The 20,113-nt window shown below is 75.3% G+C and carries 21 protein-coding genes and 2 pseudogenes; 9 read left to right on the top strand and 14 right to left on the bottom strand.

Going from position 1 to position 20,113, the window contains the following annotated elements:
* Positions 1–30: 30 nt before the first annotated feature.
* From OOK41_RS18605 to rho, 5 genes and pseudogenes are all read right to left on the bottom strand, one after another.
* Entirely contained in the window at positions 31–345 is a 315-nt protein-coding gene (locus OOK41_RS18605) for a MazG-like family protein (RefSeq protein ID WP_117670395.1), read from the bottom strand.
* 94 nt (positions 346–439) lie between these two features.
* A complete protein-coding gene (locus OOK41_RS18600) occupies positions 440–1,063 on the bottom strand; it encodes a hypothetical protein (RefSeq protein ID WP_266266102.1) in 624 nt (207 codons plus the stop codon).
* 467 nt (positions 1,064–1,530) lie between these two features.
* Complete coding sequence (locus tag OOK41_RS18595; RefSeq protein ID WP_266266101.1) at positions 1,531–2,262, bottom strand: hypothetical protein; 732 nt, start codon at positions 2,260–2,262, stop codon at positions 1,531–1,533.
* Positions 2,263–2,460: 198 nt separating this feature from the next.
* Positions 2,461–3,642, bottom strand: a complete 1,182-nt coding sequence (locus OOK41_RS18590) for a DUF3626 domain-containing protein (RefSeq protein WP_266266100.1) — start codon at positions 3,640–3,642, stop codon at positions 2,461–2,463.
* Between the two features lie 112 nt (positions 3,643–3,754).
* Positions 3,755–4,858, bottom strand: a pseudogene (rho, locus tag OOK41_RS18585) (transcription termination factor Rho); the annotation flags it as partial.
* A 495-nt stretch (positions 4,859–5,353) separates the two neighbouring features.
* Here rho and OOK41_RS18580 point away from each other — a divergent pair.
* Positions 5,354–5,512, top strand: coding sequence for a hypothetical protein (locus tag OOK41_RS18580; protein WP_266266099.1), 159 nt, complete (start codon positions 5,354–5,356; stop codon positions 5,510–5,512).
* Between the two features lie 28 nt (positions 5,513–5,540).
* Here OOK41_RS18580 and OOK41_RS18575 read toward each other — a convergent pair whose 3' ends face one another.
* The 4 genes from OOK41_RS18575 to OOK41_RS18560 form a co-directional block, all read right to left on the bottom strand.
* The gene (locus tag OOK41_RS18575; RefSeq protein WP_117670381.1) at positions 5,541–6,170 is read right to left on the bottom strand and encodes an MBL fold metallo-hydrolase; all 630 of its coding nucleotides are present in this window, start codon (positions 6,168–6,170) and stop codon (positions 5,541–5,543) included.
* Positions 6,167–7,255 (bottom strand): S-(hydroxymethyl)mycothiol dehydrogenase, encoded by a 1,089-nt coding sequence (locus OOK41_RS18570; protein ID WP_266266097.1) that lies wholly within the window; start codon positions 7,253–7,255, stop codon positions 6,167–6,169. Before OOK41_RS18570 ends, OOK41_RS18575 begins: the two co-directional genes overlap by 4 nt.
* Before the next feature lie 110 nt (positions 7,256–7,365).
* Complete coding sequence (locus OOK41_RS18565) at positions 7,366–8,223, bottom strand: MFS transporter (RefSeq protein ID WP_266266096.1); 858 nt, start codon at positions 8,221–8,223, stop codon at positions 7,366–7,368.
* Positions 8,220–8,882, bottom strand: coding sequence for a GntR family transcriptional regulator (locus OOK41_RS18560; RefSeq protein ID WP_266266095.1), 663 nt, complete (start codon positions 8,880–8,882; stop codon positions 8,220–8,222). Before OOK41_RS18560 ends, OOK41_RS18565 begins: the two co-directional genes overlap by 4 nt.
* Before the next feature lie 300 nt (positions 8,883–9,182).
* On the opposite strand from OOK41_RS18560, the gene OOK41_RS18555 reads away from it, so the two are divergent.
* On the top strand, positions 9,183–10,628 hold the full coding sequence (locus OOK41_RS18555; RefSeq protein ID WP_266266094.1) for a cryptochrome/photolyase family protein: 1,446 nt from the start codon (positions 9,183–9,185) through the stop codon (positions 10,626–10,628).
* Positions 10,629–10,634: 6 nt separating this feature from the next.
* Here the strand turns inward: OOK41_RS18555 and OOK41_RS18550 are convergent, their stop codons facing one another.
* Genes OOK41_RS18550 through OOK41_RS18540 form a run of 3 tightly spaced genes read right to left on the bottom strand, consistent with a single transcriptional unit; the run spans position 10,635 to position 13,959 of the window.
* Complete coding sequence (locus tag OOK41_RS18550) at positions 10,635–11,483, bottom strand: alpha/beta fold hydrolase (protein ID WP_266266093.1); 849 nt, start codon at positions 11,481–11,483, stop codon at positions 10,635–10,637.
* Positions 11,480–12,397 (bottom strand): SDR family oxidoreductase, encoded by a 918-nt coding sequence (locus OOK41_RS18545; protein WP_266266092.1) that lies wholly within the window; start codon positions 12,395–12,397, stop codon positions 11,480–11,482. The genes OOK41_RS18550 and OOK41_RS18545 overlap by 4 nt, the downstream gene beginning before the upstream one ends.
* A gap of 29 nt (positions 12,398–12,426) precedes the next feature.
* Positions 12,427–13,959, bottom strand: a complete 1,533-nt coding sequence (locus OOK41_RS18540) for an NAD(P)/FAD-dependent oxidoreductase (protein ID WP_266266091.1) — start codon at positions 13,957–13,959, stop codon at positions 12,427–12,429.
* A 113-nt stretch (positions 13,960–14,072) separates the two neighbouring features.
* Here OOK41_RS18540 and OOK41_RS18535 point away from each other — a divergent pair, with 113 nt between their 5' ends.
* The 5 genes and pseudogenes from OOK41_RS18535 to OOK41_RS18515 all read left to right on the top strand — a co-directional run bounded on the left by OOK41_RS18535 (position 14,073) and on the right by OOK41_RS18515 (position 16,985).
* Positions 14,073–14,732 carry a TetR/AcrR family transcriptional regulator gene (locus OOK41_RS18535; protein ID WP_266266090.1) on the top strand — a complete coding sequence of 220 codons (660 nt, stop codon included), beginning with the start codon at positions 14,073–14,075 and terminating at the stop codon, positions 14,730–14,732.
* Between the two features lie 124 nt (positions 14,733–14,856).
* Positions 14,857–15,555 (top strand): annotated as a pseudogene (locus OOK41_RS18530) (helix-turn-helix transcriptional regulator); the annotation flags it as partial.
* A 52-nt stretch (positions 15,556–15,607) separates the two neighbouring features.
* Entirely contained in the window at positions 15,608–15,850 is a 243-nt protein-coding gene (locus OOK41_RS18525) for a WYL domain-containing protein (RefSeq protein ID WP_266266089.1), read from the top strand.
* Between the two features lie 229 nt (positions 15,851–16,079).
* A complete protein-coding gene (locus OOK41_RS18520; protein ID WP_117670364.1) occupies positions 16,080–16,499 on the top strand; it encodes a VOC family protein in 420 nt (139 codons plus the stop codon).
* 57 nt (positions 16,500–16,556) lie between these two features.
* Positions 16,557–16,985 carry an archease gene (locus tag OOK41_RS18515; protein ID WP_117670362.1) on the top strand — a complete coding sequence of 143 codons (429 nt, stop codon included), beginning with the start codon at positions 16,557–16,559 and terminating at the stop codon, positions 16,983–16,985.
* A gap of 57 nt (positions 16,986–17,042) precedes the next feature.
* Here the strand turns inward: OOK41_RS18515 and OOK41_RS18510 are convergent, their stop codons facing one another.
* Positions 17,043–18,461 carry an RtcB family protein gene (locus tag OOK41_RS18510; protein ID WP_266266088.1) on the bottom strand — a complete coding sequence of 473 codons (1,419 nt, stop codon included), beginning with the start codon at positions 18,459–18,461 and terminating at the stop codon, positions 17,043–17,045.
* 180 nt (positions 18,462–18,641) lie between these two features.
* Between OOK41_RS18510 and OOK41_RS18505 the strand changes: the two genes are divergently transcribed.
* Complete coding sequence (locus OOK41_RS18505; RefSeq protein ID WP_243639923.1) at positions 18,642–19,556, top strand: pentapeptide repeat-containing protein; 915 nt, start codon at positions 18,642–18,644, stop codon at positions 19,554–19,556.
* Positions 19,557–19,615: 59 nt separating this feature from the next.
* A complete protein-coding gene (locus OOK41_RS18500) occupies positions 19,616–19,846 on the top strand; it encodes a hypothetical protein (RefSeq protein ID WP_117670357.1) in 231 nt (76 codons plus the stop codon).
* Positions 19,847–19,915: 69 nt separating this feature from the next.
* On the opposite strand, the gene OOK41_RS18495 is transcribed toward OOK41_RS18500, so the two are convergent.
* Positions 19,916–20,107, bottom strand: coding sequence for a ferredoxin (locus OOK41_RS18495; protein WP_117670383.1), 192 nt, complete (start codon positions 20,105–20,107; stop codon positions 19,916–19,918).
* Positions 20,108–20,113: the final 6 nt, after the last annotated feature.

The following is a 20,113-nucleotide window of genomic DNA, read 5'->3' as shown; positions in this document are numbered from 1 at the left end:
GTCACCGCCGTGCGCCGCGCCCGGTGTCGGTCACGCGGTGCCCGTGCGGGCGCGAACCTTGGCGGCGCAGGCGTGCAGCAGCGACCGCGGGTCGAGCCCGAGGCTCTCGATGGCCACCAGGGCGGTGAACGCCACGTCGGCCAGCTCGGCCGCGACGTCCTCGCGGCTGTGCGTCACCCCCTTGCGCGGGTTCTGACCCAACGCCCCGATCCACGCCCCGGCGACCTCGCCGGCCTCCTCGGTCAGCTTGAGGATCCGGCAGGTCAGCTCCGCGTCCCCGGTGCCGTTGGCGGCGTCCAACCAGCCCCGCGACGCCCGTACCGAATTCCAGATCGACTCGTCCACCCGTCCAGTGAAACCCGACGGACCCCGCCCGCGCGAACGCCGCCGGCCGGTCCCCGGGGTGTCGGGGACCGGCCAGCGACTTGTTCGGTACGGGTCAGCTGTTCCAGTGTTCGGCGACGAGGTCGGCGGCCTGCTGCTCCCACTGCGCGTACGCGTCGGGGTACGCCGACACCTGCACCGTCTGCGCGGCCTCGGTCAGCGGCATGTCCCGCCACCCGTCGACCTGCTTGAGGCCCTTGAGGAACGCCAGGGTCGAGTGCTCGGGGTCGGTGATCTGCTCCGGCGAACCCCACCCGGAGGAGGGGCGCTGCTGGAACAGGCCCAGCGAGTCGTGGTCGTTGCGGTCGCCCAGGTGACCCAGGTTCTCCAGCTTCGACTCCTGCAACGCGGTACCGACCGAGATGACGGCGGCCCGCTCGTCCAGGCCGGCCTTCTTCGTCGCGGCGACGATCGCCTTGACGTTGGCGGTCTGCTCACCGTCAAGCGTGATACGCGACTGCTCGCCCCGCACACCGTGCGGGATCAGCTTGCCCTTGTCCACGCCCGGCTTGTCGATGCCCGGCTTGTCGATGCCCGGCTTGTCGGCCTGCACGGCGACCGCCTTCGGGGCCGACTCGACGGCCGGAGCGGCGTGGCCGGTGGCCGGACCGGCGAACACACCACCGGCGAACGCGAGACCAGCGATACCGAGAACGCTCTTACGCATGATCGTGTTCATGGGGGTGACTCCAATTCGGGGGTCGACACACCAACACCCCACGGGGGCAGGGCGGGCATGTGAGCACCACGTCGAGGCGCCCAAGAAGATCAAAAGGGGGGAAGGTCGCGCACCGGGGGTGCCGGTGGCGGGTCCAGGTGTAACGACCGGCGGCCGGCCCGCATTCCGTCCCCGAGATCCAGGGGGTGGGGCGCGGCCCTACTCGATCGTCCGCCATGTGTAACCGCCCCGGCCCGGCCGGTGTTCCGCCACCCGGATGCCAGCCGTCACACCCATGCGGCGGCGAACCGGACATCCGGCACCGGTTGGTCCAGGCGGGTCGGGACCGGGCAGGCGGGCCGACGCCGGGTCCCGACGAGCGGGGGCATCCGGGTCACTCGTACCCGCGATGCCACTGACCGGACGCCGGTCGGGAAAGACCCCGGCCGGCCCCGTGCGGGGCCGGCCGGGGCCGGGTCAGGATTGCGTCACCAGAGCTGCTGGACGACGTCCGCGGCCTGGTCCTCCCACTGCGCGTACGCGTACGGGTACGCCGACACCTGCACCGTCTGCGCGGCGGCGGTCAGCGGCAGTTCCTGCCAGCCGCCCACGTTCTTGAGGGCGTTGAAGAACGCCTTGGAGGCGTAGTCGGGATCGGTGATCTCGTCGGGCGAGCCCCAACCCGACGACGGGCGCTGCTGGAACAGGCCCTGCGAGTCGTGGTCGTTGTACGCCCCCAGGTGGCCGAGGTTGTACAGCTTCGACTCCTGCAACGAGGTGGCCACACCGATCACCGCGCCCCGCTCGCCGACGCCGGTCTCCTTGGCGGCCTTGATGATCGCGTCGGCATTCTCGAGCTGTGCGGCGTCGAGGGGGATGCGCGACTGGGCGCCCTCGACGCCGTGCGGGACCAGTTCGTCCCGGTTCGGCTTCTCGGCCGACGTGGTCCTGCTGACGCTCTCGCCGGTGGTCAGCGCGGATTCGGCGGCAGCGCCCTCGCGGCTCTTGCCGGTGGCCAGGTCGATCGCGGCCACCGCACCGGCGTGCGGGCCGGCGGTGACCGGGGCGGCGACGGCCGTGGGGCCGAACGCCAGGCCGCCGAGGACGGCGATGCCGGCGATGCTCAGGAGGGTCCTGCGGTTCGGGGTTCTCGCGATGGTCGGGATCCGGTCGGTGGTCTTCGCGATGGCCGGGAGCCATCGAGTGAAGTCAGCCTTCACGATGGTTGCCCTTTCGATCGTTGCGACGCGCTCCGGGTTGAGCGCCCCTCGGGGGGAAAGGCTCCACCGGTGGTTTACCGGCAGGCGGTACAGGGGACACAACCAGCTTGGCGTGTCCGTCATTCCGGATATGCACGGCAGCAGGCCCAGACTGCGACCGTGGTCACCGCCACCAACGGTCGGCGGTGACAGGAACGCTCAACGGACGCGGGGCGTACCAAACCGGACGAGCACGTGCCAGAGCTGCTTGAGGTGCTGGCCGGTGACCGGCAGCGAGCCCCGCCCCGCCCACCGGTCCGGTTCGGTGGCCACGGAACCGGCGGCCCGGCCGACCAGCGCCGCGTCGACCGGCTCGCCGGGCCGGGCCAACTCGGCGTGGATCCGGGCCGCCACCAGGGGAATGTCCGGCCCACGGAACTCTGGGTCGATCCCGTCGACCGGCAGCTCGAACCCGGCGTGCCAAAGCAGCGCCCACCCGTGCCGGGCGGCCAGGTCGGTCAGGAGCCGTCCCACCTCGGTGCCGTCGAACGAGGGGTCGAGCACCAGAGCGTCGACGTCCCGGCTGAGGCTGATCTCCCCGTGGATCTGCGCCTCGACGTAGTCGTCCAAGGCCCGGGCGGCCGGGCCGGGGCGCCAGGGGTCCCGGCCCGGCCGCCGGAACAGGGTCCGGGCCAGGGTGGCGGTGTCCATCCCGGCGACGCCGAGGGCTACCCCCGTGCCGGCGGTGGCGTCGAAGAGGGCGGCGAGGACCGGTTCGGGCACCTCGACGGTGCCGAACCGGGTCGGCCCGAGGTGGCTGTCGCCGAAGCAGAGCGTGGTCCGGGCGAGAACCTCAGGCCGCAACCGCAGATGGCAGGAGCCGAACCGGGGGCAGGCGCCGTCGGGGTGGTCGAGCAGGTTCAGCCCGCCGTACCGGGGACGGTCGCATGGGGGCACGCCCGGGGTCTGGTAGGCGCCGCCGAACAGCGCCTCCTCCCAGCGGTCCCGGTCCCCACCCGGGTACGCGGTGAGGCCGCCGTTGGAGATTCCCGTCTCGAACTGGTTGCGGTAGCTGCCCTCCGCGGCCAGCGCGGCGGCCACCGTCCGCCCGTCGGCGAGCACCCGGTCGGGGTGGAAGTTGACGGTGAGCCGGCCCCGCGCGGCGACCGCGGCCACCAACTTCTCCGGGTGGTGGTGGACGCCGGCCCCGGCCAGGTGCCGGGCGATCACGGCGAGGGCGGCGGAGCGATCACGGAGCGCGGTCCGGCGCACATGGGCCAGCGCCGCCGCCTGCGCCGGGGTCGGCGCGCGGAGCGGCCAGGCGGCCCGGGCCGGAGTCGGCACGGGGATCGGCGCGGCGGCCCGGTCGGAGGTCGATAGATCACGATCGGCGGCAGGCACGGGCCCGAGTTTGCCCGCTCGGGGGCGCGTGCCCGTACCGGTTTTCCCGCGACACGGTCAGGCGTCGCGGTACCGCTGGTGCCGAAGCCGTCGAGCCCGTACGCTCGTTCGGTCAGGCCAGCCGGGTGAGGAACCGGCGGTTGTCCGGGGTGGCCCGCAGTTCGCCCAGCAGGCGGGCGAGGGCGGCCTGGCGGTCCAGGGTGGACAGCGCGGCCCGCAGCCCGCGCAGCCGGGTCAGTTCGGCGGGCGGGACGAGCAGTTCCTCCCGCCGGGTGCCGGAGGGCCGGATGTCGACGGCCGGGTACGTGCGCCGGTCGGCCGATGCCCGGTCCAGCCGCAGCTCGGCATTGCCGGTGCTCTTGAGTTCCTCGTGGATCAGCGTGTCAGCCGCCGAACCGGTGTCGACCAGCGCCGAGGCGACGACGGTGAGCGAGCCGCCGTCCTCGATGTTGCGGGCGGCTGCGAGGAGCAGCTTCGGCGGGGCGAGCGCGGCGACGTCCACTCCCCCGCTGAGGGTCCGTCCGCCCGAGCGGGTCGCCAGGTTGTACGACCGGGCGAGCCGGGTCACGGAGTCGAGCAGCACGACCACGTCGTGCCCCAACTCGACCAGCCGCTTCGCCCGCTCGATCGCCAGCTCCGCCACCGTCGTGTGGTCCTGCGGCGGACGGTCGAACGTGGCCGCGATGACCTCGCCCTTCACCGACCGAGACATGTCGGTGACCTCTTCGGGCCGCTCGTCCACCAGCACCACCATCAGGTGACACTCCGGATTGTTGTGCGTGATCGCGTTCGCGATCGCCTGGAGCACCATCGTCTTGCCCGCCTTCGGCGGCGACACGATCAGCGCCCGCTGGCCCTTGCCGAGCGGCATGACCAGGTCGATGACCCGGGTCGTCAGGATGTGCGGCTCGGTCTCCAACCGCAACCGCTCCTGCGGGTACAGCGGAGTCAGCTTGTAGAACTCCGGCCGGCGCTTCGCCTCGTCCGGCTCCATCCCGTTGACGGTGTCCAGCCGCACCAGGGCGGCGGGCCGGGGGCTGCGGCGCCCGCCGTCGGGCGCGGGGCGGGCCGCGCCGGTGACGAGGTCGCCCCGGCGCAGGCCGTGGCGGCGCAGTTGGGCGGCGGGGACGTCCACGTCCAGGGGCGACGGCAGGTACCCGTCGGCCCGGACCACGCCGTGTCCGGCGACGATGTCGAGCACCCCGCTGACGGGCAGCGCGGGCACGGATTCGTGAGACATGGTGTTGTTTCCTTTCGGGGCAGGGGTCGTGCACCGCCGCCGGTAGCGGCGGCACGGGGAGAAGCCGCGCGGGGAGAGCCGCGCGGGCCCGGTGGAGAACGAGACGCCGGAGCCTGCGGCGGTGCCGGACGAAGCCGAAGGCAGGGCAGGCGGGAGGCTGGGGCCTTGCCGCCGTCGGGGCCGGACGCGCGGAGCTGACGGACCGGCGCGGACCCGCAGGAACCGGCGAAGCCGCAGGCACCGGGCCGAGTCGGGAGGTACCGCCGGGGGGTGGGCACCGGGCGGCCACGGCTGGGGGCCGGGGGCGGATCGCCCGGACCGGATCGGCTGCCGGGCGATGGAGGACTGACACCGGGCGGCTTGACGCCGACGTCCGGGTCATTCGCAGGTTATCGCCCCAGCCCGCACCCGGCAAGCACCCCGGCGGGGCGTCGGGTCCCGCCCCGGGTCGGGGTTACCGTGCGGACCGCGTTGACGAGGACCGGCCCGACCCGGCGGCCCGCCGTGCTGGCCGTCTCCGAGCTGAGCTTCGGCGAGCGCGCCCGGGCGAAGCCGCGGGGCGTACGGCCGATGGCGAGCCGACCGGCGCCGGTCCGGCTGCCGGAGCCGGGGCGGCCGGCCGGTGGCTGACGCCGTACCGGCCGGCCGGCGGACGGGGTCAGTGGCCCCGGGCGATCCACTCGTCGAGGTGCGGGGCCTCGGCGCCGACGGTGGTGCTGTCGCCGTGGCCGGTGTGCACGACCGTCTCCGGCGGGAGGGTGAGCAGCCGGGTGCGGATCGACTCGACGATGGTGCCGAAGTCGCTGTAGGAGCGGCCGGTGGCGCCCGGTCCACCGGCGAAGAGGGTGTCGCCGGTGAAGACCACGCCGAGTTGCGGGGCGTACAGGCTGCACGCGCCGGGGCTGTGGCCGGGGGTGTGCAGCACCCGCAGGCCGGTGCCGGCCACCTCGATCGTGGCGCCGTCGCGCAGTTCCCCGTCGGGGGCCGTGTCGGGGTGCACCAGGTCCCACAGCACCCGGTCGTCGGGGTGCAGCAGCACCGGCGCGCCGGTGGCCCGGGACAGCGACGGGGCCACCCGGACGTGGTCGTCGTGGGCGTGGGTGGCCACGATCGCCACCACCCGGCGCTGGCCGACGGCGCGCAGGATCGCGTCGACGTCGTGCGGGGCGTCGACGACGAGGCACTCGCTGTCGTCGCCGACGACCCAGACGTTGTTGTCGACGTCGAAGGTCTGCCCGTCGAGGGAGAACGTGCCGGAGGTCACGGTGTGGTCGACGCGGACGGTCACGGGAAGACCACCACCGAGCGCAGCACGTCGCCGTGGTGCATCCGGGTGAACGCCTCCTCGACCTGGTCCAGGGCGATCTCCTCGGAGACGAACGCGTCCAGGTCGAGCCGGCCCTGCAGGTAGAGCTCGGTGAGCATGGGGAAGTCGCGGCTGGGCAGGCAGTCGCCGTACCAGCTCGACTTGAGGGCGCCGCCGCGGCCGAAGACGTCCAGCAGGGGAAGGTCGACGGTCATCTCCGGGGTGGGCACGCCGACCAGCACGACGGTACCGGCGAGGTCGCGGGCGTAGAACGCCTGCTTCCAGGTCTCCGGCCGGCCGACGGCGTCGATGACGACGTCCGCGCCGAAGCCGCCGGTGGCCGCGCGGATCGCCTCGACGGGGTCGTCCTCGGAGGCGTTGACCGTGTGGGTGGCGCCGAATTTCCGGGCCCAGTCGAGCTTGCGGGAGTCGGTGTCCACGGCGATGATCGTGGTCGCCCCGGCCAGGGCCGCGCCGGCGACGGCGGCGTCGCCGACCCCGCCGCAGCCGATGACGGCCACCGAGTCGCCGCGGGTGACCCCGCCGGTGTTCATCGCCGCGCCGAGGCCGGCCATCACCCCGCAGCCGAGCAGGCCGACGGCGGCGGGCCGGGCAGCCGGGTTGACCTTGGTGCACTGTCCGGCGTGGACGAGGGTCTTCTCGGCGAAGGCCCCGATGCCCAGGGCGGGGGACAGCTCGGTACCGTCGGTGAGGGTCATCTTCCGGGCCGCGTTGTGGGTGGCGAAGCAGTACCACGGCCGGCCCCGCCGGCAGGCGCGGCAGACCCCGCAGACTGCCCGCCAGTTGAGCACCACGAAGTCGCCGGGCGCGACGCCGGTGACGCCGTCGCCCACCTGCTCGACGATGCCGGCCGCCTCGTGGCCCAGCAGGAAGGGGTACTCGTCGTTGATCCCGCCCTCGCGGTAGTGCAGGTCGGTGTGGCAGACCCCGCAGGCCTGGACGCGGACCACCGCCTCGCCGGGCCCCGGGTCGGGCACCACGATCGTGGTGACCTCGACCGGCGCGCCCTTGCGCCGTGAAATGACTCCCCGGACTTCCTGGCTCACGTTCTCCTCCTGCTCCACCGCTGTCGGTGCCGGCGACCCGTGGTGGGCGGGACGACGACGGAGAGCGTCACCGGGCGGGTAGGCCACGTCGATCACGCTCCCCGGCGAAACTACCGCTGATCACGACTCCGAGCCCAGCAACGCCCGGTGGTTACCACGGCCGGGCGGCGGGAGCCCCGCAGCGCCGGTGGGCTGGTGGGCCGGTGCGGGCGTAGTCGAAGCCGATGGCCGAGCCGGGGCCGTTGGCGGCGAGCACCACGACCAGGGCGACCAGCAACCAGCCCGGGGCGCGGCCAGGCCAGCACCACGGCCCAGATCGCGGCGGTGGCCGCGGTGACGGTGAGGACCAGCACCGAGCGGCGGAACGGGTGCCGGGCGCACAGGTAGGCGACCAGCGGCCCGGTCAGCAGGCCCGCCAGGGTCATCAGGGTGAGCAGGGAGGCCGCGGCGGTGGGTGTCATCCCCTGCCCCTGCACCAGGAACGGGTATCCCCACAGCAGCGCGAACACCGAGCCGGAGAACTGGGTGACGAAGTGCGTCCACAGGCCCAGTCGGGTGCCGGGCTGGGCCCAGGCGGCAGCCAGGTCCCGGCGTACGGTGGCCAGGTCGGGGGTGGGCGCGGCGGCGTGCTCGCGGTGCGGGGTGTCCCGGACGGCCGCGACGACCATGGTGAGCACGGTGGTGCCGAGCGCGGCGGCGGCGAGGAACGCCCGGGTCCAGCCGGCCTGGTGCAGCAGGGCGACCAGCGGCACGGCGCCGAGGACCGCGCCGAACTGGCCGAGGGTGCAGGTGAGCTGCACCAGCATCGGGTTGCGCCGGCCGGGGAACCAGAACGCGACGATGCGCAGCACGCCGAGGGAGCTGCGGTGGAACACCGCCGCCACGTACGCGCTGAGGGCCACCGCCCAGACCAGCGCGGCGGAGCGGCGGGGTGCCGCGGTCGCGGCGGTGGTGGCGGCGACGCTCACCCCAGGGTCCGCAGCACGGTCGCGGCGTTGTCGATGTGCGCGCCGACGCTGTCCAGCCAGACCCGCAGATCGTCGCCGTCGAGGGCGGCGAGTTGGGCGGCGTGCTCGGTGAGCGCCACCTCGGCCCAGCCGGGCGAGAGCCGGAAGCTGGCCTCGCCCATGCGTAGCTGGCGGTCGCGCAGCCGGTGGTACAGCTCGGCGAGGATCTCGTTTCCGTCGGCCTCGACGACGGTGGCGTGGAAGGCCCGGTCGGCGGCCATCAGCGCGGTGACGTCGCCGGCGGCGTGGGCCTCGCGCATCCGGTCCAGCCAGCGGGCCAGGTCGGCGCGCAGCGCGGCTCGGCGGGGCCAGACCCGCTCGGCGGCGTGCAGCTCCACCAGCCGGCGCGCCTCGATCACGTCGGCGACCTCCCCGGCGGAAACCGGCCGGATCAGCGCGCCGCGCTTCGGGTAGAGGGCGACCAGCCCTTCGGCCTCCAGCCGCAGCAGGGCCTCCCGGACCGGGGTGCGGGACACCCCGGTCGCCTCGGCGATCTCCCCCTCGCTGATCAGCAGCCCGCCGGGGTAGACCTGTTCGAGGATCGACCGCTTCAGGTGCCGGTACACCCGCTCCGCGGCGGAGGGGGCGGCGGCGCGCGGCGCGGGGGTGGGATGCGTCATGTATCTATGCTGCGTCGCGGTCCTGCGGGGCCGGGTCCCGGCTCACCCGGACGTGGCCCGCGCCACGGGGGCGCGCACCGGCACGCCCGGGTGCCACGGCCAGGAACGGGTGGGAGCGACGGCACCGCCGCCGGGCTGCCGGTCCGGGTCGCCACGGCGTCCGACAGGTCGCGCCGCGGCGACACCGGCCCGCCGCGCCGGGTCGCCGCGCGACGAGAGAGGGGACGCTGTGGCGTGCGCCACCCGTCGGACACGCCGGGACGGCGGGCGACGCCCCGTCGCACTGGGCAGAATCGACGCATGTCTTCCCGCCGGTGGCTGCTCGCCGACCAACTCGGGCCGCATTTCCTCGACGACGGGGCGCAGCCGGTGCTGCTCGTGGAGGCGCGGGAGTTGTTCCGGCGGCGCCCGCTGCACCGGCAGAAGGCCCACCTGATCCTGTCCGCGCTGCGCCACCGGGCCGCCGAGCTGGGCGATCGGGCGCTGCTGGTGCGGGCCGGGACGTTCCGGGAGGCCCTGGCCCGCGTCGACGGGCCGGTCGAGGTGTGCCACCCGCCGTCGCGGGCGGGGCTGGCCTTCGCCCGCTCCGTGCCGGGGCTGACGATCCTGCCGCCCCGGGGCTTCCTCACCAGCCGCGACGACTTCACCGCCTGGGCGGACGGGTCCCGGCGAGGGCCGTTGCGGATGGCCGAGTTCTACCGCTGGGCCCGCCGTGAGCACGGCGTGCTGGACGGCCCGCCGGGGCGGGTGCCGCGCCGGCCCCGCCGCGCCGGCGGCACGGTCGCCCCCGCTCCCCCGCCGATCGTCGAGGACGAGATCGACGCGGAGGTGCGCGACGATCTGGACCGGTGGGAGAAGGACGGGATGCGGTTCGTCGGCCAGGACGCGCCGCGCCGCTACCCCGCCACGCACGCCGAGGCCGACGCCCGGCTGCGGCACTTCGTCCGGCACCGGCTGCCCGACCACGGCCGCTACCACAAGGTGATGAGCGCCGGCGACCCGCTGTTGGCGCACAGCGTGCTGTCGTCGTCGTTCAACCTGGGGCTGCTCGACCCGGCCGAGGCGATCCGGGCGGCCGAGGGGGCCTGGCGCGAGGGGGCCGCGTCGCTGTCGGCGGTGGAGCCGTTCATCCGCGGGCTGCTCGGCTGGCGGGAGTTCCTCTGGCAGCTCTACTGGTACTTCGAGCCCCCGTTCCGGGGCGCCAACTGGCTGGCCGCGACCGAGCCGCTGCCCGGCTGGTTCGCCGACCTGGACGCCGACGCGGTCGAGGCGCGCTGCCTGGCCGACGTGCTGGCCGGGGTGCGGGACCGGGCCTGGGCGCACCACTCGCAGCGGCTGCTGGTGCTCGGCAACTACGCGTTGCAGCGCGGCTGGCGGCCGGCGGAGCTGGCGGACTGGTTCAGGGGGTGCTTCGTCGACGGCGCCGACTGGGTGATGAACGCGACGGTGGTCGGCATGAGCTGGTACGCCGACCTGGGCCGGGTGGACACCCGCCCGTACGCGGTCGACGGCCGGTACATCGACGAGCTCAGCGACTACTGCGGCGGCTGCCGGTACCGGCCGGACACCGTGCTCGGCGACCTGGCCTGCCCGTACACCGGGGGGTTCGACGCATTCCTGCACCGCAACCGGGGGCGGCTGGCCGACGACCCGCGGCTCGCCGCGGAGCTGGCCGAGCGCGACGACCCGCACGTGCGGGAGGCGGTGCTGGCCCAGGAGGACAAGCGCGGCGGCAGCCCGCCCTGACCGCCCTCAGCCGCGCGCCGGGTGGTCGGCCCAGAAGTCGGTGACCAGCCGGTGGAACTCCTCGGCCCGCTCGATCTGGGGCAGGTGGCCGGTGTCGGCGAACAGGTGGGCGCGGGCCCGGGGCAGCCGGGCGCGGGCGGCGTCGAGGTGCGCGGCGGGCAGGATCAGGTCACGGTCGCCCCAGACCACCAGGATGGGCAGGTCCAGCCGGGCCACGGCGTCGAGCAGTTCGGCGCGCCACCCGGGGGCGACGCCGCGGACCGTACCGAGGCTGCCGACGAGTTCCAGCATCACCCGGGCGGCGTGCGGTCGGCGGGCCACCGCGAGGGCCTCGGCGAGGCGCTCCGGCGTGACGTGCCGCCGGTCGTGGAAGAGGACCCGCTCGGTGCGCCGGACCACGGCCCGGTTCGGCCGCAGCAGCAGCCGGCCGAGGGGCCGCAGCGCCAGCAGGCGCAGCGCGATCGTCACCTGGCCGCCGAAGCCGGCGCTGTTGACCAGGGCCAGGCTGGCCGCGCGGGCCGGGTCGTCGACGGCCAGCCGCATCGCGACCGCTCCGCCGAGGGAGTTGCCGACCAGGTGGGCCGGGCCGTCGACGCCGAGGGCGTCGAGGCAGTCGGCGGTGGCCCGGGCCAGCGCCGGGAGGGTGTGCGGCTCGTCCAGCGGTGCGGAGCCGCCGTGCCCGGCCAGGTCGAGGCTGACCACCCGGTGGTCGCGGGCGAGCAGGGCGTGCTGCTCGGCGAAGTCGGCGAGGGTTCGGCCGATCCCGTGCAGCAGCACCACCGGTGGTCCCTGGCCGGCCACCCGGCAACGGACCGCCCGCCCCCGGACGGTGCGGATGGAGGCCGGCCCGGTCACGTCGGCTCCCCGGGGCCGTCCGCCGGCGCCGGGGCGGTGGGCGGACCGGCCGGACGGCGGGGCGCGGGCCCGGCGGTGGCCGGCCGGGGGGCGCGGTTCAGGGCGAGGGCGAGGACCCGCCCGTACGAGGCGGGGGCGAGCCGGGCCAGCAGGTCCGGCAGCTTCGCCGACCAGCCGATCAGCACCCGGCCCCGGCGGCGCTCGACGCCGCGCAGGATGACCTCGGCGGCGGTGGCCGGGTCGATGGAGAGCAGCTTCTCGAACTGCCGGCGGCCGGCCTCGAACTCCTCGGCGGGCACGCCGCTGCCGACCCGGGCGCTCTGCGCGATGCGGGTGCGGATGCCGCCGGGGTGCACGGAGGTCACCCCGATGCCGTCGTCGACCAGTTCGTGGCGCAGTGCCTCGGTGAAGCCGCGGACGGCGAACTTGCTCGCCGCGTACGCGGCCTGGCCGGCGGGGGCGATGAGCCCGAACAGGCTGGACACGTTGACCAGGTGGGCGCCGGGCTCGGCCTTCAGGGCGGGTAGCAGGGCGTGGGTCAGCCGCACCACGGCCCGGAAGTTGACGTCGACCACCCAGCCGAACTCCTCCAGGGTGACCTGGTCGAACCGGCCGCCCAGGGCGACGCCGGCATTGTTGACCAGCAGCCGCACCCGGGGATGGCGGTGGCGGATCTCCTCGGCCACCGCGTCGGTCGCGGCGGCGTCGCCGAGGTCCACCAGGTGGGTGCCGACCTGTCGGTCGGGGTGGGCGGCCCGGATCGCGGCCACCACGGCGGCGAGCCGGTCGGCGTCCCGGTCGAGCAGGACCAGGTCGGCGCCGCGCCGGGCCAGGCCGTGGGCGAGGGCCTCGCCGATGCCGCTGGCCGCCCCGGTGACCACGGCCGTCCCGGCCGCGAAGTCGAACCTGCGCACGTCGGTCTCCTCTGCTGGTCGGCGGGGGGTCAGCCGGCGGGGGTGTCGGCGGGGTCCCCCACCTCGGCGTGTTCGCTGCCGGGCAGACGGTCTGTCATCGACGGCGTGCCCGCGCGGGAGAAGCGCACCCCGGAGTCGGCGAGCCGGCCGTGCCGCATCAGCAGCACGTCGCGGGGGTAGTTCTGGTGCAGCCGCCACGGCGCCGCCGCGCCCTGCTTGGGCAGCGCGTCGACGCTGCGCAGCACGTACCCGGACTTCAGGTCGATGAGCGGCTCCAGCTCACCGCAGGCGGGGGCGAGCGGGGTGACGACCTGCTGGCCGGTGTCGTCGAGGTGGGTGAGCAGCCGGCAGACGTAGGTGGCGACGAGGTCGGCCTTCAGCGTCCAGGAGGCGTTGGTGTAGCCGATGGTCATCGCGAAGTTCGGCACGCCGGAGAGCATCATGCCCTTGTACGCCACCGTCCGCGCGAGGTCGACCCGTTCGCCGTCCACGGTGATCGTCATGCCGCCGAGGACGAGCAGGTTGAGGCCGGTGGCGGTGACCACGACGTCGGCGGTCAGCTCCGCGCCGGAGGCGAGGCGCAGGCCGGTGGCGGTGAGGGTCTCGATCCGGTCGGTGACGACCGAGGCCCGGCCCTGCCCGATCGCGGTGAACAGGTCACCGTCGGGGACCACGCACAGCCGTTGGTCCCACGGGTCGTAGCGGGGCGAGAAGTGCCGGTCGACGTCGTAGCCGGCGGGCAGCCGGCTCTTCGCCGCGCGCCGCAGGAACCGCTTCACCAGCTTCGGGGCGCGCCGGCTGAGCTGGAAGGTGGCCGTGCCGAACAGCACGTTCTTCCACCGCACGATCGGGTACGCGGCCCGGGGCGGCAGGAAGCGGCGCAGCGCGTCGGCGAGGGCGTCGCGCGCGGGCAGCGCGACCACGTACGTCGGTGAGCGCTGGAGCATGGTGACGTGGGCGGCCCGCTCGGCCAGCGCCGGCACCAGCGTCACCGCGGTCGCGCCGCTGCCGATCACCACCACCCGCCGGCCGGTGTGGTCGAGGTCGGCGGGCCAGTGCTGCGGGTGCACCAGCCGCCCGGTGTACGCCCGCGCGCCGGGCAGGTCCGGGGTGTAGCCGGCGTCGTAGCGGTAGTAGCCGGAGCAGGTGAACAGGAACGCGCAGGTGAGGGTGACGTCCTCGCCGGTGTCGTCGCGGTGGGCGCGCACCGTCCAGCGGGCGCGCGCGCTGTCCCACTCGGCGGCGAGCACCCGGTGGTGGAAGCGGATGTGCTTGTCGACGCCGTACTCGCGGGCCGTCTCGCGCACGTAGTCGCGGATCGAGTCGCCGTCGGCGATGGCCAACGGGTTCGTCCACGGCTTGAACGAGTAGCCGAGGGTGTACATGTCCGAGTCGGACCGGATGCCCGGGTAGCGGAACAGGTCCCAGGTGCCGCCGATCGCGCCGCGCGCCTCCAGCACCGCGTACGTCTTCTCGGGGCGGTTGCGGCGCAGGTGGCAGGCGGCGCCGACGCCGGAGAGGCCGGCGCCGACGATCAACACGTCGACGTGGTCGGAGGCCATCGCGCGTCTCCCGTCGCAGGGTGGTGAGTCGGACCCTATCCAGCGCCGTCGACGTCGGTCAACAGCATGTCGAGTGGAATCGACACGGTGTTGAGGTAGTAGCATCTGCGCTCATGACCGCCACCGCCCGTACGCCCGGCGCCGGCGCGCGGGGCCGGCGGGCGGCCCGCTCGACCGGGGACGACCGGCAGCAGGCCATCCTGGCCACCGCCGAGCGCCTGCTCACCCAGCGGCCGTTCGGTGCGATCTCCGTCGACGACCTGGCCCGGGGCGCGGGCATCTCCCGACCGACGTTCTACTTCTACTTCCCGTCCAAGGACACGGTCCTGCTCACCCTGCTGGACCGGGTCACCGAGGAGGCCGACGCGGCGGCCGGCGACGTGCTGGTCCGGCTGGCCGAGGACCCGCGGGCCCGGTGGCGGGAACTGATCCACCGGTTCCACGAGACGTTCGGCGCGCACCGCGCGGTGGTGCGGGCCTGCGCCGAGGTGCGCGGCACCAACGCCGAGGTGCGCCGGCTGTGGGCCGCGGTGCTGGAGCGCTGGGTGCAGGCCGTCGAGGCCGCCGTGGCGGCGGAGCGGCGCCGCGGCGCGGCCCCGGACGGGCTGCCCGCCCGGGACCTGGCGATCGCGCTGACCTCGATGAACGAGCGGGTCTGGTACGCCACCTTCGCGGCCGACGGGCCGGCCGTGGCGGAGCGGGACGTGGTGGACGTCCTGCTCGACGTCTGGCTCACCAGCATCTACCGGGGCGCGGTGCCCCCGACCGGCTGAGGCGTCCCGGCCGGTCAGCGACCCACCGGGCCCTCGGCCCGGGTGTCGGCCAGGTAGCCGTCGAGGTCCGGGCGGCCCGGGGCGAGGACGTGCCGGGCCCAGGCCTGCAGCTACCGTCAGCGGAGTGCGAGCCACCCGCCTCCTCTCCGTCCTGCTGCTGCTCCAGGCCCACGGCCGGCTGACCGCCACCCAGCTCGCCGAGCGCCTGGACGTCTCCCCCCGCACGATCTACCGGGACGTGGAGGCGCTGCACGCCGCCGGCATCCCGCTCTACGGCGAGGCCGGCCACGACGGCGGGTACCGGCTCGTCGACGGCTGGCGGACCCGGCTGACCGGGCTCACCGCCGAGGAGGCGGACCGGCTCTTCCTGGCCGGCCTGCCGGGACCCGCCACCGAACTCGGGTACGGGGAGGTGGTGGCCGCGCTCGGGCGCAAGCTGCACGCCGCCCTGCCGCCCCCGCTCGCCGACCGGGCGGCCGGTATCCGGCAGCGGTTCCTGCTCGACGCCCCCAACTGGTACTCCGACGGCGACGCCTCGGCCCACCTGCCCGCCGTGGCCGACGCGGTGTGGCGGCAGCGGCGCATCCGGGTCCGCTACCGCGGCTGGTCCGGGGAGGGCGACCGGACGCTGGCGCCGTACGGGCTGGTGCTCAAGGGTGGCCGCTGGTACGTGGTGGCCGCGCGGGCCGGCCGGGACTCCCCCGCCACGTACCGAGTCAACCAGATCCTGACGCTGACCGAACTCGACGAGGGCTTCGACCGGCCGGCGGGGTTCGACCTGACGGCATACTGGCAGGCGCACGTGGCCGGATTCCGGGCCCGGCTGCACCGCGACGACGCCACGATCCGGCTCTCCCCCCGGGGGGCGGAACCGGTTGCGGGAGATCGCCAGCGACGTGGTCGTCGCCGCGGCCGAGCGCACCGCCGGGCCACCGGACGACGCCGGCTGGGTGACGGCGGTGGTGCCGATCGAGTCGCTCACCCACGCCCACGGCGACCTGCTCCGGCTCGGCGCGGACGTGGAGGTGCTGGCCCCGGCGCGGCTACGGGCCCTGCTGGCCGCCACCGCGGCCGAACTGGCCGCCCTCTACGCCGCACCGGCCGGCACCGGCGGCTGACCCTCCACTGTGGCGGCTCGGGGGCGGCGCGGGGGCTCGCAGGCCCGCCACGGCGGCGTGTTCGAGTTCGGCGGCTGACCCGGTACGACCGACCGGAGGGTGCCGCAACCGCACCCGAGCCGGCACGATTCGTCATGAGCGCAGACGGGATCGTCGATGTTCCGAGGGCTCGACGGCCGAGCCACCGCCGTACCGGAGGAACCGCTCATCGAGGCCAGGGGGCTGGAACATGGACTTCACGCTCGAACTCGTCGTGGTGCCGGTGTCCGACGTGGACCAGGCCAAGGAGTTCTACCAGGAGCGCGCCGGGTTCCGGCTGGACGTCGACTTCCGCTCCGGTGACGACTTCCGGGTCGTGCAGCTCACCCCGCCGGGGTCGGCGTGTTCGATCGCCCTGATGCGCGACCCGGACGGCGCGGGCGGGGTCGGCGGCCTGCACCTGGTGGTGACCGACCTCGACGCGGCACGCGAGGAACTGCTGGCACGCGGGCTGCCGGCGAGCGAGATCTTCCATTTCGAGGAGGGCGGGGTGCGCGTCCCCGGCTCGGACCCCGAACGGCGCGACTACGCCTCCTACCTGTCGTTCAGCGACCCCGACGGCAACGGGTGGCTGGTGCAGGAGGTCCGCCGGGCGACCACGACGGCCTGACCGGCGGGTTCCCGGCACAGTGCCACCGGGGCCCGGTCCGGGCGAGATGATCGGGGGATGCGACGAGGACCAGGGCGGGGGCATCGGGCCGTGCCGCACACCGCCGACGTGCGGATCGAGGCGTGGGCGCCGGACCGGGAGGGCTGCGTGGCCGAGGCGGTGACGGCGATGGTCGAGACCTTCGCCGACACCTGCGGCGCGGGCGAGGGCGCCGAGGTGACGTTCGACGTCCCGGCGGGCGCCGACGGGGACCCGCTGGTGGGCGTCCTCGACGAGGTGATCTTCCGGCTGGAGACCGAGGGGGTGCTGCCGGTCGCGACGGACGTGACCGCCGGCCCCGACGGTGGCCTGCGGGTGCGCTGGCGGGTCGTGGCCGCCGACGCGGTGGAGCCGGTCGGCGCGGTGCCGAAGGCCGTGTCGCTGCACGGGCTGCGCTTCGACCGGGACGAGGCGGGCTGGTCCTGCGCGGTGACCCTGGACGTGTGACCCGCGGCGCGGGCCGCCCCCGCCCGTCCGCGAGGGCCGCTCGGCCCGGGCCGCGGGTCAGCCCTTGACCACGCCCAGCGGCACCAGCCGGGCCACCCGGCGGCACAGGCCCGCCCCCTCGGCGGCGTCCACCACGGCCGTGACGTCCTTGTACGCCTCCGGCGTCTCCTCGGCCAGCCCCCGCCAGGACGCCCCGCGCACCGCGATGCCCCGGGCCTCCAGCTCCCGGCGCAGTTCCTGCCCCCGTACCATCTTCATGGCCTGGCTGCGGCTGCGGACCCGGCCCGCGCCGTGGCAGGTCGACGCGAACGCCGGGCCGCCAGCCACCCCGGTCAGCACGTACGAGGCGGTGCCCATCGAGCCGGGGATGAGCACCGGTTGGCCGGCGGCGCGCAGGTCGGCGGGCAGGTCGCTGTGCCCGGGCGGCAGCGCGCGGGTGGCGCCCTTGCGGTGCACGCAGAGCCGCCGGTCGACGCCGTCCACCCCGTGCGTCTCGATCTTGGCAAGGTTGTGCGAGACGTCGTACACCAGGTCGAGCCCGCTGCCGGCGACCCGTCGGAACACCTCACGTGCGGAGGCGGTGAGGAGCTGCCGGTTGGCCCGGGCGTAGTTCGCGGCGGCGGCCATCGCCCCGAGGTAGGCCCGCCCCTGCGGGGAGTCAACCGGCGCGCAGGCGAGCTGCCGGTCCGGCACCTCGATCCCGTGCCGGGGCATCGTCCGCTCCATCGCCTGGACGTGGTCGGTGCAGATCTGGTGGCCCAGCCCGCGCGACCCGCAGTGGATCATCACGACGACCTGGCCGGCGCGCAGCCCGAACGCCGCCGCCACCGCCTCGTCGTGCACCGCGTCGACCGCCTGCACCTCCAGGAAGTGGTTGCCCGAGCCGAGGCTGCCGACCTGCCCCTGGCCGCGCTGCACGGCCCGCTCGCTGACCTGGGCCGGGTCGGCGTCGTCGACCGCGCCGAAGTCCTCGCACCGGTCCAGGTCGCGCGGCACGCCGTGGCCGCGTGCGACGGCGTACCGGGAGCCGCCGCGCAGCACCGCGTCCAGCTCGGCCCGGTCGGCCAGGTGCCACACCGCGCCCCGGCCCATGCCGCGCGGGACCGCCGCGTCGAGGCCGGCCATCAGCGCGTCGCGCAGTCGGGGCAGGTCGGCCCGGTCCAGGTCGGCGGTGAGCAGCCGGACCCCGCAGGAGATGTCGAAGCCGACCCCGCCCGGGGAGACCACCCCACCGGCGGCGACGTCGGTGGCGGCGACGCCGCCGATCGGGAAGCCGTACCCCCAGTGCACGTCGGGCATCGCGTACGAGGCGCCGACGATGCCGGGCAGGGTGGCCACGTTCGCCACCTGCTTCAGGGCCCGGTCCGCGCCGACGTCGGGGAGCAACGCGCGGGAGGCGAAGACGACTCCGGGCACCCGCATCGGGTCGCGCCGGTCGATCCGGAACCGGTACGGCGACTCCTCGGCCAGCTCCATGGGCGGCGGCTACCCGCCCCACGGCCGGCCACACCTGCCCCGCCGGCCGGGATGGTGGGGCGGCGTGCCGCGGACCGGGCCCGACGGCACCCCCGGCCCCCGTTGGCGAGGGCCGGCGGGACAATGGGAGAACCGGGGACCACCCCGGTGTCTCGCCCCGTCCCGAGGAGAACGCCCAGCGTGTCCGGTACGCCCCAGCCCGCGCAGTCCCCGTCCACCGGCGGCGGCGACCTGCGGGCGGACTGCTCCCGGTGTTTCGGGCTGTGCTGCGTGGCGCCCGCCTTCGCCGCGTCGGCGGACTTCGCCGTCGACAAGCCGGCCGGGCGGCCCTGCCCGAACCTGGGCGGGGACTTCCGCTGCGGCATCCACCGGGACCTGCGGGCCAGGGGCTTTCCCGGGTGCACCGTCTTCGACTGCTTCGGGGCGGGGCAGCAGGTCGCCCAGGTCACCTTCGCCGGCCGTGACTGGCGGTCCGCCCCGGACACCGCCGCGCGGATGTTCGACACGTTCGCGGTCATGCGTCCGCTGCACGAGTTGCTGTGGTATCTGACCGAGGCGGTCGCGCTGACCCCGCCCGGCCCGCTGCGCGAGGAGCTGGGCGCCGCGCTGGCGGATACCCGACGGCTCACGGCCGGCAGCCCGCAGGACCTGCTCGGGCTGGACGTCGACGCGCACCGGGGGCGGGTGAACCCGCTGCTGTCCCGGGCCGGCGAGCGGGCCCGGGGGAACCGGGCCGGGCTCGACCGTCGGGGGGCCGTCCTGGTCGCCGCCGACCTGCGGCGGGTCGACCTGGTCGGGGCGAACCTGCGCGGCGCCGTCCTGCTCGGCGCGGACCTGCGCGACGTGGACCTCACCCTCGCCGACCTCACCGGCGCGGACCTGCGCGGCGCCGACCTGCGCGGGGCGGACCTGCGGCGCGCCCTGTTCCTGCACCAGTCGCAGGCCGACGCGGCCCGCGGCGACCACCGGACCGGGCTGCCGCCGGCGCTGGCCCGGCCGGCGCACTGGTCCCTGCCGGTCACCCCGGTCCGCCGCCCCGGCGCGCCCCGGCAGCCCCGCAGGCCTCACGGCACCGCCGGCGGACGCCGCCGGTGACGAACCGGAAGTGCCGGCCGGGGACGTTTGCGGCCGGCCGGGGCGGGCAGGACTGCGGCATGACCAGTGAGGAACGCTTCGACCGAGCCAGCAGCGACGAGCCCGACGGCGCGACCGCCTACGAGGCGTCCCTGCGACCGCCGGGCGAGTCGCTGCGCACGACCGAGGACACCGGGGACGATTTCGCCGACCTGCCCGCCGAGAACGCCCGCCCGGCACGGGAGACCAGCCGAGCCGGTTACGACGTGGATGCCGTCTCCGGCACCACCGACCCCTCCAGCGAAACCTGACCCACCACCCACCCCACCGTCCCGGCGCCCCGGGTTCCGCAGCGGCCCGGTGAGGCGGATGGCGGGGGGTCAGGTGAGGCGGATGGCGCCGGCGGGGCAGACGTCGGCGGCGCGGCGGACCCGGTCGACCGCCTCGGGCGGCGGCGCGGCGCGGAGCAGCAGCACCAGCCCGTCGGCCTCGTCCTGGTCGAAGACCTCCGGCGCGGCGAGCACGCAGTTTCCCGACCCGCAGCAGCGGTCCCGGTCCACCTCGATCCGCATCGTGCC

The sequence above is a fragment of the Micromonospora sp. NBC_01655 genome, from assembly GCF_026339755.1.
GTDB lineage: Bacteria > Actinomycetota > Actinomycetes > Mycobacteriales > Micromonosporaceae > Micromonospora.
This window is presented reverse-complemented; position numbering and strand designations above follow the sequence as displayed.

Excerpts from the sequence above, each read along its gene's own strand:
- OOK41_RS18600 (WP_266266102.1), bottom strand. The coding sequence starts at position 1,063 with ATGAACACGATCATGCGTAAGAGCGTTCTCGGTATCGCTGGTCTCGCG.
- OOK41_RS18560 (WP_266266095.1), bottom strand. The coding sequence starts at position 8,882 with ATGACGCATCCCACCCCCGCGCCGCGCGCCGCCGCCCCCTCCGCCGCG.
- OOK41_RS18555 (WP_266266094.1), top strand. The coding sequence starts at position 9,183 with ATGTCTTCCCGCCGGTGGCTGCTCGCCGACCAACTCGGGCCGCATTTC.
- OOK41_RS18540 (WP_266266091.1), bottom strand. The coding sequence starts at position 13,959 with ATGGCCTCCGACCACGTCGACGTGTTGATCGTCGGCGCCGGCCTCTCC.
- OOK41_RS18535 (WP_266266090.1), top strand. The coding sequence starts at position 14,073 with ATGACCGCCACCGCCCGTACGCCCGGCGCCGGCGCGCGGGGCCGGCGG.
- OOK41_RS18520 (WP_117670364.1), top strand. The coding sequence starts at position 16,080 with ATGGACTTCACGCTCGAACTCGTCGTGGTGCCGGTGTCCGACGTGGAC.
- OOK41_RS18515 (WP_117670362.1), top strand. The coding sequence starts at position 16,557 with ATGCGACGAGGACCAGGGCGGGGGCATCGGGCCGTGCCGCACACCGCC.
- OOK41_RS18510 (WP_266266088.1), bottom strand. The coding sequence starts at position 18,461 with ATGGAGCTGGCCGAGGAGTCGCCGTACCGGTTCCGGATCGACCGGCGC.
- OOK41_RS18500 (WP_117670357.1), top strand. The coding sequence starts at position 19,616 with ATGACCAGTGAGGAACGCTTCGACCGAGCCAGCAGCGACGAGCCCGAC.
- OOK41_RS18495 (WP_117670383.1), bottom strand. The coding sequence starts at position 20,107 with ATGCGGATCGAGGTGGACCGGGACCGCTGCTGCGGGTCGGGAAACTGC.